The following is a 14037-nucleotide window of genomic DNA, read 5'->3' on the forward strand; positions in this document are numbered from 1 at the left end:
CTAAACGTGTCGCTACCTGCGTTAAAAAATTCTCATTTAGAACAACTGAATAGCGAATTTTTTGCCTAGCTATCAACACGTTTTTTCATCCTCAAAATAGATCACTTAATTAAGCGAATTGGTATAATTTAAGCCTTATAGGTAATAAAAAAGTCCATCGAATGTACTGCAAAGAGTAAACTTGATGGACTTAATATTTATAAAATATGCTTAGCTAAAGTTGCATTAAACTAATTTAGATTCAATTAACTGTAGTGCTTCTTCTAAAATTGTTTCTACTGCTTTTTTTGCGCGTTCAGGGTCGCGTGACTTTATGGTTTCTAAAATATCAGCATGTTTAGCCACGTCTGCGCCCGGTACACCTTTAATGTGGTTTGTGTAGCGAATACTTACTCTAAGCGCAGTACTAATAAACTCAGTTAACTGTACAAAAAAGCGATTATTACTGGCCACTAATATGCTGGTATGAAAAGCAATGTCAGCTTCTAGTGGGTCGTCTAAGCCTTCGTCAGCTTCAGCCATACGAGCTAAGGCGTTATCAATTTCAGCTAGCTGTTCAGCAGTGGCATTTACTGCTGCAAGCGCGGCTGCTTGTGGCTCAAGCGCGACACGTACTTGAGTAAACTCTTTTAATAATGATAAAGATGGCTTACTGCTTAAAATCCAACGCAGTACGTCGGTGTCAAACATATTCCAGCTACTTTCTGGTAGTACGCGAATACCTTGCTTAGGACGAGATGAAATAAGTCCTTTAGCAGAGAGCATTTTTACCGCTTCGCGAGTAGCACTGCGACTCACATCGTACTTTATACATAAATCGGCTTCAGAAGGCAGGCCTTCGCTTACAGGGTAAACACCACGCACAATAGCAAAGCCCAAATCGTGGGTTAATTGTTGTGTTAAATTTTGACGAGGTTGGCTTTTCATTGCGCAGGATTCCGAGTTGATATATTGCTTTATTATATATCATATATCATATTAATGTACTTAAGGATATGATATAAAGTTTTAATTGGCTAATTATTTTAGCACAGCGTTTTGGTTCTTTATAACGTCTATTGGCGTTTTTAATAAGCAAAACACTATTGTAAGTTGTTGTTTGGAGAGTTTAATTTGGACACCCTAGCTCAATATCATAGTATTTCTGGCAAAGTTGTTTTTATTACCGGTGGTGCATCAGGCATTGGCAGAGCAATGGTTAAATCCTTTGTAAACCAAAATGCAAAAGTAGCGTTTATTGATATTGATGATAAGGCTGCACAGTCGCTTATTAGCGAATTACCCGATGCCAAATTATGGTACAGACAAGTGGATGTTACTGACTCGCATGCACTTCAGCAATCACTTGTAGATGCATGCGCCGCTTTTGGTGCAATAAATATATTAATTAATAATGTAGCGAACGACCGCCGGCAAGCAAGCGAAGACGTTACAGTGCAAGACTGGGATCAGTGCTTACAAATAAACTTAAACCCTGCTTTTTTTGCTTCTCAAGTTGCTATGTCTTTTATGAAAGATGATAAGGCGGGCAGTATCATTAACTTTAGCTCTATTAACGCGATTATGGGCCAGCCACAAATGGCCGGTTATGTAACAGCAAAAGCAGGGTTGATTGGTATGACTAAGGCATTGGCTCGCGATTATGGAGAGTTTGGTATTCGCGTTAACGCTATTTTACCAGGGTGGGTTGCCACCGACCGTCAACTAGCAAGTTGGTTTACCGAAGAAGAGCAAGTTAAGTGGATGGAAGCCATGGCGCTTAAAAAATTAGTAACACCTGAAGATGTTGCTAATTTGGCACTCTTTTTAGCCGCCGATGAAAGCAGTATGATCACCGGGCAGAGTATTAAAATCGACGGTGGGAGGCTTTAAAGCTTGGCTAATTCATCTCTTTTTATTGCTGTTGACTGGGGCACGAGCCATTTACGTGCTTATTTGTGCGAAGTACAAGCGCAATCAACACTTAAATTATTAGCACAACGTGATGGCCCTGGCGTTGTTAAGGCGAATCAAAATTTTGAGCAAACCCTAATCGACACCATTGCAGTGTGGAAGCAAGAATATGGCAGTTTACCTATATATATTGCAGGGCAAATTACCTCAAGCATCGGCTGGCACAAAACCCCTTATTTAGAATGCCCAATTAATCCCGAAGAGCTCCTTAATGCGGCTATTAGCTTTGATTGCGATGGACATATTATTAAAGCGTTACCTGGCACAAAGTGTACGCTGCAAAACGGCTTGTTTGATGTAATGCGCGGCGAAGAGCTGCAAATTTTAGGGTTTTTAAAACAAAATCCACAGTATCAACAAGGTAAAATATTATTATGTTTGCCTGGTACACATACTAAATGGGTACTTATAAACAACGGCGAAATTATTTGCTTTAAAACAGCCATGACCGGCGAGTTATATGATTTGTTATGTCACCAAAGTGTTTTAATTCCTAACGACTGTGCAGAAGGTGAGTTTGACTTTAAAGCATTTGAGCAAGGCTGTGAGCTAACTTTAGGTAGTGATAGCGGTAACTTGGCACATGGTATTTTTAGTGTGCGTACACGCCAGCTTTCAAAGGAGTTAACGCCAGTACAAGCTAAAGCCTATTTGTCGGGTGTATTAATTGGCAGTGATGTACGAGCAGCTCGCCATGCAAGCGAGTGGCAATTATTAAGTGATACACAAGTTGTGGTGATTGGCACAAAGCAGCTTAATAAGTGTTTTACCACAGCGCTTAAACAAATTGGTGTTAAGTGTGTTGAGTTTGATATAAAAGCAGCCACACTAAGCGGCTTTAATTACTTATTTAATTTAGAGTCAAAAAAATAAACCCCTCTATAACGGTTAAATTATAAAGGGGTTACGGGAAATCATTATAGCTGCAGTTAAAAGCAGCTATATAATTTAGCTAAGCGCTTTTAGCTGCTTGTTTGTTATCAATGTAGTGATTAAGTGTAGTAACTTGTGCTTCATTGAAGCGAAGTCCTAACTTACTCCGACGCCATAAAATATTGTATGCGTTTTCTGCCCACTCTTCATTTAATAAGTAATCAACTTCTGCTGCAAATAAACCTTGGCCAAAATCCTGACCTAAATCACTAAGGCCGGTTGCGCTACCGAGTATGTTTTTAGCACGAGTACCATAAGTACGTACAAAGCGTTTAAGTGTTGCTTCAGGTAGCCAGTTATATTTTGCTTTAAGTTCTGACTTAAGCGCTTCTACCGAGCTAAAATCACCACCCGGAAGTGAGCTATGTTTAGTCCATGCTTCGCTCATTTGTGGATAAAATTCTTCAAGCTTATTAACTGCGGCTTCAGCTAGTTTACGATAAGTGGTAATTTTTCCACCAAACACACTCAGTAGAGGTGTTTGCTTAGCATCACTCGAAAGCTCTAATTTATAATCGCGAGTAACGGCTTGTGCATTAACTGATTCGTCATCAAGTAATGGGCGTACGCCTGAAAAGGTATGTACTATGTCTTCGCGTTTAATCGGTTGTTTAAAGTAGGTATTAGTAATATCAATTAAGTAATCAATTTCTTCATCACTAATTTTAACGTCTTGTGCTTCACCTTTGTGTTCTACATCGGTTGTGCCAATAAGCGAAAAGTCATCTTCAAACGGAATAACAAACACAATACGCTGATCTTTATTTTGTAAAATATAAGCTTGTTTCTCATCGTGAATGCGAGGCACTACAATGTGGCTACCTTTTACAAGGCGAATATTTTGTGGTGATTTTTCTGTTAGGGCTTCATCAAATAATTTAGCTACCCAAGGACCCGCAGCATTAACAATGCCTTTGGCAGAAATGGTGTATTTAGCTTTGCTCTTTTGCTGCTCAAGCGTTACCTGCCATTTACCTTGCTCACGTTTAGCATTTACACACTTAGTTTGTGTGGTAATAACGGCGCCTTTTTCCTGCGCTGCAAGGGCGTTTAAAACGACTAAGCGAGAATCATCAACCCAGCCATCAGAGTATTCAAACCCTTTGGTAATAGAGGGTTCTAAAACACTATTTTCGCCAAATTTAATGCTTCGAGAACCCGCTAGTGTTTCGCGTTTCGCTAGGTTGTCATACATAAACAAACCAATGCGAATCATCCACGCAGGGCGTAAATGCTTTTGATGCGGCAATCTAAAGGTTAGCGGCCACATAATATGAGGTGCGTTTTTAAGTAGCACTTCTCGCTCTGCTAGGGCTTCTTTTACTAATCTAAATTCGTAATGCTCAAGGTAGCGCAGACCACCGTGGATCAGCTTAGAACTGTTTGAAGATGTTGCACAGGCAAGGTCTGATTGTTCGCACAAGAGTACTTTTAATCCTCTGCCTGCTGCATCAGCTGCTATTCCAGTGCCGTTTACACCGCCACCGATGACTAGTAAGTCATATTCGTTATCTGCTAATTCCACCGAGCTAACCTTTTTATTTGTAATATAAATAAGACATAAGCATCATAAAGCTGCTGTTTTCATTTGACAATAGAAAACCCAGATTTTTATTCGTTAATTTTGACGCCAATCCATTTTCAATTTAAAGCAGTAAAGCATGCTTTTTAAATCTAGCATTTAGCTAAGTTAAAAAAGCAAAGTGGTTAAAGTATTAGCCTTAACCACTTAGTATTTACTATGGGCAGTTTTTATTCGTTAAGCATACTTGAGCTACGCAGTGCTGCCATTTTGCGTATAGATCGTTACGCTCGTCGGCACTCATGGTTGGCTCAAAACGACGGTCGCATGTCCACATTTTAGATAACTGCTCAGTCGACTCGTACACACCTGTTTGTAAGCCAGCTAAATATGCTACGCCTAAAGAAGTGGTTTCGGTCACAGTTGGGCGCTCAACTGTTGCGCCTAAAATGTTTGATAAAAAGGTCATAACCCAATTGTTTTTTACCATACCGCCATCTACACGAAGCACACTTGGGCGAAGACCATCACGCTCCATCGCTTTTTGTAAATCTTTGGTCTGGTAACCAACTGATTGCAGCGCTGCGGCAACTATGGTGCTAATACCGGAGTCGCGTGTTAGCCCTAAAATAGCGCCACGTGCATTAGGGTCCCAATAAGGAGCACCTAAACCCGTAAACGAAGGCACTAAAAATACACCATGATCGAGCGGTACATCTTTAACCATCGATTCACTTTCGCCAGCATGGCTAAGTAGTTTTAAGCCTTCAACAATCCACTGCATAGTTGCGCCAGCCATAAATATACTGCCTTCAATGGCGTAAGTTGGCTTGCCGTTTAATCTATAAGCAACAGTGGTCAATAAGCGGTTTTCTGAGGTCAGTGCTTTTTCGCCAGTGTTAAGCATTAAAAAACAGCCAGTACCGTAAGTACTTTTAGCCATGCCTTGTTCAAAACATGCGTGTCCTACAAGCGCAGCTTGCTGATCGCCTGCAATACCACAAACACGAATTGGCGCGCCAAAAATGTCAGCACTGGTTGAACCAAACTCGTCAGCTGAATCCATTACTTCTGGCAGCATAGATTCTGGAATATCGAATAACTCTAGAAGCTCTTGATCCCACTGCTGGGTGTGAATATTAAATAACATGGTGCGTGACGCGTTGGTTGCATCGGTGCGGTGCTCTTTGCCGCCTGTTAGCTGCCAAAGTAGGTAAGTGTCAACCGTACCGAAGGCGAGCTCACCTGCAAGGGCTTGTTCGCGTGCGCCTTCAACGTTATCTAAAATCCAACGAATTTTAGTGGCCGAAAAATAAGGGTCGAGCAATAAGCCTGTTTTTTCGCTTATCGTTTGGCAAAGCTCATCAGTTGTTAGGCTTTCGCAATAATCACTGGTGCGGCGGTCTTGCCATACAATAGCGTTATAAATTGTTTTGCCTGTTTTTTTGTTCCACACTAAAGTGGTTTCGCGCTGGTTGGTGATACCAATGGCAATAATTTCTTCAGGCTTTACATCGTTTTTAGTTAACACTTCGCGACTAGTGCTAAGCACTGTTTGCCAAATATCGTTAGGGTCGTGTTCTACCCAACCATTTTGTGGAAAATGCTGCGAAAATTCTTGTTGTGCTGTACCAAAAACGTCTGCATCTTTTGTAAACAAGATGGCCCGAGAGCTTGTGGTTCCTTGATCAATTGAGAGTATGTATTTGGACATGATATTTGTGTTATTTATCTTATCTTATATATGACTAGATTGCCTTTAACCGAAGTTAATGGCAATGGTTTTTTCTTAAAATAGCAGATTAAAAAATAAACACGCTAATATTTTCTGGTAACTCTTTTATATAAAAGGCGTTTTATTTTTGCATTATTTTAAGGGCGTACGCGGCTATTGATTAAAACAGCCGCTTAAAGCTTATTATTTCTTGGTGTGAGGTTTAGCTTGTTGCCAATCCATACCGGTAGAAAAGCGATTATCAAACCCGCGCCACTGTGGCAGCGGCTTACCATCAACAACAGCTTGGTCGCCGTTTTGTGGTAAATCTAAGTATTTACACTCGCTGGCTATGCCTTTTACGTGGCAATCCATCATGGCAAGTACAAAGTGTTTGTTGATTTCGTTTAGTGTGCGCATAGACCACGAAGGCTCGTAGTAATGACCTATATCTAGCTCACTGCTGCTTTGTGCAATAGCAGGGGCTGGGTGTGGTGCTATATTATGGCGTGCATTTTTGTAAGTAAGCATGTACTTATCTTTGCTGCCTGTTTGTTCATAAAGACTTTTAATGCCTTCGTAGCCTGAAATGTCATCTAAGTTACCGGCTACATAAAGCGAAGGTACTTTAATATTTTCCATTGCTTTGGCATCAAATATAGCGTGCTGTCCGCCCCATGGTGCAAAGGCCACCATCGCTTTTATACGCGGGTCTACTTTTGGGTTTTGGTATTGCCCACCAGCGCAGCTGTTTAGTAATTGCTGTACTTTTTTAATTTGGGCTGGGTCTTTCATACCCGTAAACATAGCCGTAGTTTGCTCATTAAAAGCGTAACAACCACCAATAGTATTTACCGCGCCATAGCCACCCATTGAGTAACCAATTACGCCAGCGCTTTTGTTATCTACTTGTTTGCTTGCAAAGTTTTTTTGCTCGTTAAAGTAATTAATAACAAACTGCTGATCGCGTGAGCGATTTATAAGCGTGCTAAAAAAGCCAGAGAATGGCGCGTTTTTAAAATCAACATCGGCATTGGTTGAGTCAGTATGATCAATAGCTACCACAATGTAACCGTGCGACGCTAAATGCTCGCCAAGGTAGTACATAATTGTACGGTAACCGGTATAACCGTGCGAAAGCACTATCACAGGGTAGTGTTCTTTATTATTAATGGCGACATCACGCATTGCATCGGCTTGCAAAGTAAACTCTTTACCTGAGCGAGTTTCATCTGTGTAGCTGGTAAGTGGCGCTTTTGCTGTGTTTACAGCCGGATACCACACCTCTACTTTTAAAGGACGATCTTTTTGGCCTTGTGTAGCGGGGTCAAATTGCGCAGGGTTAACTAAATCAAGTGTTTGCACACCTACATTGTAGCTACCTTTAGCTGCAAGCTCTGGGAGTACTTCGCTAGTGATTGGCGGGTATAGCTGCTCTGGTTTATTAGATTCAGCAACAGCTACACTGGCAGATAAACTGCACGTAGCGAGTAATATAGCTTTTGAAAGCGCCTTGAGTGTGTGTGTCATTGTGTGTCCTTGTTGTGTATTTTTATTTTTTAATTAGTCAGTTCAGCCGACTCGACGGCATTGCTATATTGCAACTGCCATTGTGCTCGTAAGGTATCCATTATGTTCATAACTCGTAAGCTAGTACCGAGGGGCAACACGCTGCTTTGGGTTTGTTTTTGTAATATACACTGCGTGACATGTGCAATTTCAAACTTAAAATTTTCATCGTCGCTAAAGTCGTATTCAAAGTATTGCGGGTCTTGGTCGTTTATGTGTAGCTCTAGCGTTTTTGCACCTACAAACTGAGGTATTCGAATATAGCCAAGCTCACCATTAATACATGCTTCTGTTGGGCCATTTTGCTGCAGTGCGCTAGCAAGAGATGCAAATTGCCCGTTACCGTAATCAACTATAGCAGTGCTTCGCTCATCAACGCCGGTTGTGCTTTTATGTACAAAGGATTTGATATGTTCAGGGGCTTTATTAAATACCAGATCAGCAATCGAAATAGGATAAATACCTAAATCGAGCAGGGCGCCACCGGCTTTTACAGGGTTCATTAATCGGTGAGTGTCGGCAAAGCTGCCAGGTAAACTAAAGTTGGCATTAACACTGTGCACATTACCAATAACACCTTCACTTAGGAGCTGTTGTAATTTTACTATGGCTGGTAAAAACCGCATCCAAACGCCTTCCATTAAAAAGCAGTTTTGTTGTTTTGCAAGCTCAGTGAGGTTTTGCAATTGCTTAGCATTAACGGTAATTGGTTTTTCGCTTAGCACGTGCTTATTGTGTGTTAAGCATTGGGCTATTGTTTTAAAGTGTTGATCGTGCGTATTGGCAATATAAATAGCGTCAATGTTTGGGCATTGAATAAGTGCTTGATAGCTCTCGTAGCCTTGAATATTGTACGGTGTGGCAAATTCTTTAGCGCGCTGCATACTCGTTGAAGCCGCGCCAATAAGCTGTGCATCACTACAATGCGCAATGCTTTTAGCAAAGGTGTGAGCTATATTGCCACACCCAATAATTCCCCAATTAACCTTTGCCATGCTTATTCCTTAAGTTTATTTAAAAAGACGTAATTTGTAATCCTGAACCTGCTGAACATACGTAAATATCAGCATTTAGGCTAAAACGCTCAAAGTAATGCTTTTCTACCGCAGCTTTAATTAGTGGTACTTCCGCATCGCGACACAAACATACAATAGCACCACCAAAGCCGCCACCCGTCATACGTACTGCGCCACGCTCGCCCATCGCTTCTTTACAAATTTCTACTAAGCCATCGGTTGCAGGTACGGTTACTTCAAAGTCGTGTTTAAGTGATTGGTGCGATGCAGCCATTAGCGTACGAAGTGCATCCATATCATTATTTTGTAGTGCAGTAGTTGCTGCAATTACACGGTCGTTTTCGCTAATTACGTGGTGTGCACGTTTATATTCGTTTTCGCTTAATGTCGCTTTTACTGCTTGCAGGCCAGTCATGGTTGCTTGGCGAAGTGTTTTTACACCCATTTTTACAGCTGCTTGTTCGCAATCAATACGGCGCTGGTTGTATTCGCTATCAACCAACTTACGCGGGTAGTTAGAGTTAACAATAACAATATTTAAATCATCCGGTACTTTTACTGATTTAGTCGCTAGGTTTTCACAGTCGATTAATAGCGCATGACCGTTTTCGCCTTTAGCTGAAATAAGCTGATCCATAATGCCGCATTGGCAATGCATAAAGTCGTTTTCGGCTTCTTGGCCTAGCAGTGCAATTTTTTCTTCGCTTAAACCAAGCTGTGCAATATGGTTAAACATACCGCCAACAGCAACTTCTAGTGCTGCCGATGATGACAAGCCACTGCCTTGCGGTAAGTTACTGTCGATAAGTAAATCGGCGCCGCGTAAAGTATGGCCCGCACGCTTTAATACAAATGACACGGCACGAATATAGTTACCCCATTGCGATTGGCCTTCAGTGATTGCTTCATCAACACTAAAGCTGTCTTTTTCGCCTGGGTAATTTAAAGAATGCACAGTGATAATGTTATCGTCGCGCTCTTTAAACATTATTTGGGTCCGAAACTCTAACGAGCACGGTAAAACAAAACCGTCGTTGTAGTCGGTAAATTCGCCAATTAGGTTTACACGCCCTGGAGCGGCTGCAATACCTTGAGCAGGCACGTCATACAGTGACAAAAATTGTTGTTGGAATTCGTTAAGCTTCATCTGTGTGTCCTGCTGTATCTTTATAGTGTGTGGTACTGGCTGCTTGTAAAATAGAAGCGGCGGTTTCTGCGCTTAAATCGCGCTGGCTTTCGCCTAGCATTTCGTAGCCAACCATGTGTTTTTTCACGGTAGCTGAGCGAAGTAGCGGCGGATAAAAGTGTGCATGCAAACGCCAATGTTGCTCATCAGAGCCTCTGTTAGCCGGTGCATTGTGCCATCCCATTGAGTATGGGAAGCTGCAATTAAATACGTTGTCGTACTTAGTGGTTAATACTTTAAGTGCCTGAGCCAAAGAGTCGGTTTGCGCATCGTTTAGCTGGCTAAAGTTTTGAATATTGTCTTTAGTTACTAGCATTGTTTCAAACGGCCACGCTGCCCAAAATGGCACAACAACAAGCCAATGTTCGTTTTCAAATACAACACGTGTTTGATCTGCTTGTTCTTTTTGCGCGTAATCGGCAAGCATGGCTGTGCCATGCTTTTTATAATAGGCAAGCTGCTGGTTATCTTCGGCTTCTATTTCGGTTGATAAATGCGAGTGAGCCCATACTTGGCCGTGAGGATGAGGTTGCGAACAACCCATGATCTCGCCTTTATTTTCAAAAACTTGTACGCATTCGTACTGCTGTGCAAGCTCTGTGTAATTTTGTTTCCAGGTTTTTACTACTTCGTGCAATGCGTTTTGGCTAAGCTCTGGTAGTGTTTTATTATGCTCTGGAGAAAAACAAATTACGCGGCATTCGCCACTGGCTTCGTCGGCAATAAATAAATCGCTGTCTGATTCTAAGCTTTGTAATTGCTCGCTGGCATTAGGCGTTAATGCGCCAAAGTCATTTCTAAATACGTGTGTGTATTTGTAATCAGGGTTACTGTCGCCATTTGCACGGGTATTACTTGGGCAAAGTGGGCAGCTGTCATCATGTTTTGGTAATACGTTTTCGTTAACGGCTTCTGTTGCGCCTAACCATGGGCGGTTATTACGATGTGGTGACACTAATACCCAACGACCCGTTAGCGGATTTTTACGTCTGTGAGTACTTTCTAATAAAGCCATATTAACTCTCCAACCCACTTGGGTAATTAGTTTGCCAGCGCCATGTGTCATTTGTCATGTCGCTAAGTGTTAGTTCTGCGTGCCAGTTAAGTGTGTTTTGCGCTTTTGTGGCATCGGCGTAGTTACAGGCAATATCACCTGCTCGGCGCGGTGCAATTTGATAAGGAATATCTTTATTGGCTGATGCGCTAAATGCTTTGATCATATCAAGCACAGAATAACCTTGCCCTGTGCCTAGGTTGTAAGCATGGAAGGCGGTATCTGTTTTATGCTGCATAAATGCCGCAACATGACCTTTCGCTAAATCTAAAACATGAATATAGTCGCGCACGCCTGTGCCATCTTCGGTGTCGTAGTCGCCACCAAAAATATTAACCACGTCGCGTTTGCCTACTGCAGTTTGAGCAATAAATGGCATTAAGTTATTAGGAATACCATTAGGGCTTTCACCTAATAAACCACTTGGGTGTGCACCTACTGGGTTAAAATAACGAAGCGCAATACCCATAAATTGACTGTTGGCATTACATACGTCTTGCATGGCTTGTTCAACCATGACTTTAGTCCAACCATAAGGGTTAGTTGCGCGTATAGGATGCTTTTCGTCAATAGGGAGGTAGTCTGGCTCGCCGTACACAGTAGCCGATGAGCTAAATATAATATGGTTAACGCCTTCATCTTGCATGTTTTGTAGCATGCTTAATGTGCCCGACACATTATTTTGATAATAACGCAGCGGTTGCTCGGTAGATTCGCCAACGGCTTTTAAAGCCGCAAAGTGAAAAACAGCTTCGGCTTTAGTATGTTTTAGGGCGAGTTTAAATTGTTGCTCGTCTTGTATGTCGCCCAAAATAAACTCAAACCGAGTACCTGTAATCTTTTCGAGTTGGTCAAGTACCCGCGCACTTGCATTAGACAAGTTATCATAAATAACAGGCGTAATACCTGCTTCATGCAATGCAATACATGTGTGGCTACCTATGTAACCCATGCCGCCAGTAACTAAAACTTTCATGTTATTTCTCGAAAAGTGTATTTATATGATAAATACTACTATTAAGGGGGTTTAAAAACAATAGTTATGATTACTGGGTAATTCAAATAAAAGCATAAAAAACATTCAGCTTAAACACTCACCTGCCTTTTAAAAGAATGCTTTTATATTAACTAACATAGGCTTAGCTTTATCAATTAATTATATAAACTGATTCAACTATTGGCCTAATTATCAGCAGTAAGCCGGGGGGCTAATATAGCGAAAATAAAGTAAGGAGAGATCAACATGAACAAAACAATTTTACTTACCGGTGCTACCGATGGCATTGGGCTAGAAACTGCAAAGATGTTATTAGCACAAGGTCACACCGTATTATTACATGGCCGCAGCCAAGCAAAGCTCAATGCGCTACAAACAGCTTTAACCGAACAATACCCAAATGCGAGTACACACACTTATATTGCTGATTTAAGCGATATGAGCCAAGTTCAAACTTTGGCACAAACTGTATTAACCGACTTGGCCGAAAATAATAACCAGCTCGACGTGCTAATTAATAATGCAGGCGTTTATCAATTAGTTGATGCTACAACAATTGACGGCCTTGATGCTCGCTTTGTTGTAAACACGATTGCGCCATATCTTCTTACAAAACTATTGTTACCTGTTCTTGGTCATGATTCGCGAGTGGTTAATGTGTCATCAGCTGCGCAATCAAGCGTTAACTTAAATGCACTTATAGGTAACACTGAACTTTCTGATAGTGCGGCTTATGCACAAAGTAAATTGGCTATTACTATGTGGTCACGTCATTTAGGGCTTGAGCTTAAAGATACTGGGCCATTAGTTGTATCGGTAAACCCTAAATCGTTACTGGGAAGTAAAATGGTAAAAGACGCTTACGGTATAGATGGCGGGGATTTAAAAATTGGCGCAAATATTTTTTGTCGCGCAGCGCTCAGTGATGAATTTAAAGATGCCGCAGGCCTGTATTTTGATAACGATACAGGACGCTTTGCGCCTCCTCATGTTGATGCACTTAATAATGCTAAAAATCAACAACTAGTAGATACGTTAGACAGTATTTTAGCACAACTTAAATTAGGCAAAGCATAATGAAAAATCATGTTACCTGGACAGTACAAGGCCAAATTAAAGAAGGTAAATACGATGAATTTTTATTGATAATGGCGCAATTAGTTGCTTTGGCTAAAAGTGAAGCCGGCACTTTAATGTATGAGTGGACAGTAAGTGAAGACAAACGCAGTGTACATATTTACGAGCGTTACCAAGATGAAGATGCTGCTAAAGTGCACCTTGCTGGTTGGGACAAAAGTGGCCCACTATTTTTAAGCGTAGTTGATATGGATAAAATAACGGTATTTAGTCAACTATCAAAAGAGTTTGCGCAAGCCTTTGCAGGCCTAAGCACTGTATTTATGAAACCAGTAGGTGGTTTTGTAAAGTTTTAGAAAAAATACCCATTGTTGCTCTAAAGAGCTCACCTCATCAGTGAGCTCTTTTTTTAGTGGCATTACTGCTCTTGCTGCAAACGCTCGTATAGCCAATCTTTTAATTCTGTACGTTCGTGTTTTAGCTGATGCATTTGCTCATCGCTTATGGGCGCATCTTTGAGCTCTAACACTCTAATTTCTTTGTCTAGCTTATCGTACTTATCTGCTTTTTTTGCAAACTCAGTATCGCTTTCATTTAGCTTGGCAATGGTATTTAAATACTCTGGAAAGTCATTAGTGAGTGAGTGGTCTTCGCCTAACATATTCGCTCCTTAGTAGGATATAAATGAGCTCACAAGTAAGTGAGTTGTATAAGTGAATTACTGCCTTTCATATAATACACTGGGGCTTACATAGATATAATTCAACCATTGAGCCGCTAATTTGATGTAGCGCAAACAATCTGTTTATTTTGCTCAGTAAGGTATTTCACTAAAGTATTTAATAGAGCGATCAATAAACGCATGTACTTTAGAGGTCAATAATTTATTGTTGGGGTATACAGCCTAAATAGGAGTATTAACTACTCGTAAAAAGCTTAGGGTTCGATATTATTGCTCAAGCTGCAAGGAATCTCTGGCTAGAGAAAATAAATTTAAATATCACCATGATTCAATA

Annotated in this window: 13 protein-coding genes; 4 read left to right on the forward strand and 9 right to left on the reverse strand. The window is 41.1% G+C overall.

The features are described 5' to 3' along the window. Positions 1-225: 225 nt before the first annotated feature. Positions 226-927 carry a FadR/GntR family transcriptional regulator gene (locus tag GQR46_RS07325; protein ID WP_165728301.1) on the reverse strand — a complete coding sequence of 234 codons (702 nt, stop codon included), beginning with the start codon at positions 925-927 and terminating at the stop codon, positions 226-228. A gap of 186 nt (positions 928-1113) precedes the next feature. On the opposite strand from GQR46_RS07325, the gene GQR46_RS07330 reads away from it, so the two are divergent. Next, positions 1114-1872 (forward strand): SDR family oxidoreductase, encoded by a 759-nt coding sequence (locus GQR46_RS07330; protein WP_165728300.1) that lies wholly within the window; start codon positions 1114-1116, stop codon positions 1870-1872. A gap of 3 nt (positions 1873-1875) precedes the next feature. Continuing rightward, positions 1876-2826 (forward strand): 2-dehydro-3-deoxygalactonokinase, encoded by a 951-nt coding sequence (locus tag GQR46_RS07335; RefSeq protein WP_165740570.1) that lies wholly within the window; start codon positions 1876-1878, stop codon positions 2824-2826. A 79-nt stretch (positions 2827-2905) separates the two neighbouring features. Here GQR46_RS07335 and glpD read toward each other — a convergent pair whose 3' ends face one another. The 7 genes from glpD to galE all read right to left on the reverse strand — a co-directional run bounded on the left by glpD (position 2906) and on the right by galE (position 11923). Beyond that, positions 2906-4411: a glycerol-3-phosphate dehydrogenase gene (gene glpD, locus GQR46_RS07340; protein WP_165740571.1), complete on the reverse strand. Its 1506-nt coding sequence runs from the start codon at positions 4409-4411 to the stop codon at positions 2906-2908. Between the two features lie 214 nt (positions 4412-4625). Next, positions 4626-6122, reverse strand: coding sequence for a glycerol kinase GlpK (gene glpK / locus GQR46_RS07345; protein WP_032826852.1), 1497 nt, complete (start codon positions 6120-6122; stop codon positions 4626-4628). A gap of 204 nt (positions 6123-6326) precedes the next feature. Further along, a complete protein-coding gene (locus tag GQR46_RS07350) occupies positions 6327-7652 on the reverse strand; it encodes a dienelactone hydrolase family protein (protein ID WP_165740572.1) in 1326 nt (441 codons plus the stop codon). A 29-nt stretch (positions 7653-7681) separates the two neighbouring features. After that, positions 7682-8686 (reverse strand): Gfo/Idh/MocA family oxidoreductase, encoded by a 1005-nt coding sequence (locus GQR46_RS07355; protein ID WP_165740573.1) that lies wholly within the window; start codon positions 8684-8686, stop codon positions 7682-7684. Between the two features lie 19 nt (positions 8687-8705). Then, positions 8706-9854, reverse strand: a complete 1149-nt coding sequence (gene galK / locus GQR46_RS07360) for a galactokinase (RefSeq protein WP_165740574.1) — start codon at positions 9852-9854, stop codon at positions 8706-8708. After that, positions 9844-10908, reverse strand: a complete 1065-nt coding sequence (locus GQR46_RS07365; RefSeq protein WP_165740575.1) for a UDP-glucose--hexose-1-phosphate uridylyltransferase — start codon at positions 10906-10908, stop codon at positions 9844-9846. The genes galK and GQR46_RS07365 overlap by 11 nt, the downstream gene beginning before the upstream one ends. A gap of 1 nt (position 10909) precedes the next feature. Next, complete coding sequence (gene galE, locus GQR46_RS07370; protein ID WP_165740576.1) at positions 10910-11923, reverse strand: UDP-glucose 4-epimerase GalE; 1014 nt, start codon at positions 11921-11923, stop codon at positions 10910-10912. 267 nt (positions 11924-12190) lie between these two features. Between galE and GQR46_RS07375 the strand changes: the two genes are divergently transcribed. Together GQR46_RS07375 and GQR46_RS07380 are read left to right on the forward strand one after the other, a co-directional pair. Beyond that, positions 12191-13021 carry an SDR family NAD(P)-dependent oxidoreductase gene (locus GQR46_RS07375; protein WP_165740577.1) on the forward strand — a complete coding sequence of 277 codons (831 nt, stop codon included), beginning with the start codon at positions 12191-12193 and terminating at the stop codon, positions 13019-13021. Continuing rightward, positions 13021-13377, forward strand: a complete 357-nt coding sequence (locus tag GQR46_RS07380; protein WP_165740578.1) for an antibiotic biosynthesis monooxygenase — start codon at positions 13021-13023, stop codon at positions 13375-13377. Before GQR46_RS07375 ends, GQR46_RS07380 begins: the two co-directional genes overlap by 1 nt. A gap of 62 nt (positions 13378-13439) precedes the next feature. On the opposite strand, the gene GQR46_RS07385 is transcribed toward GQR46_RS07380, so the two are convergent. Further along, on the reverse strand, positions 13440-13682 hold the full coding sequence (locus GQR46_RS07385; RefSeq protein ID WP_165740579.1) for a YdcH family protein: 243 nt from the start codon (positions 13680-13682) through the stop codon (positions 13440-13442). Positions 13683-14037: the final 355 nt, after the last annotated feature.

It is taken from the genome of Pseudoalteromonas sp. Z1A6 (genome assembly GCF_011378745.1).
GTDB lineage: Bacteria > Pseudomonadota > Gammaproteobacteria > Enterobacterales > Alteromonadaceae > Pseudoalteromonas > Pseudoalteromonas arctica.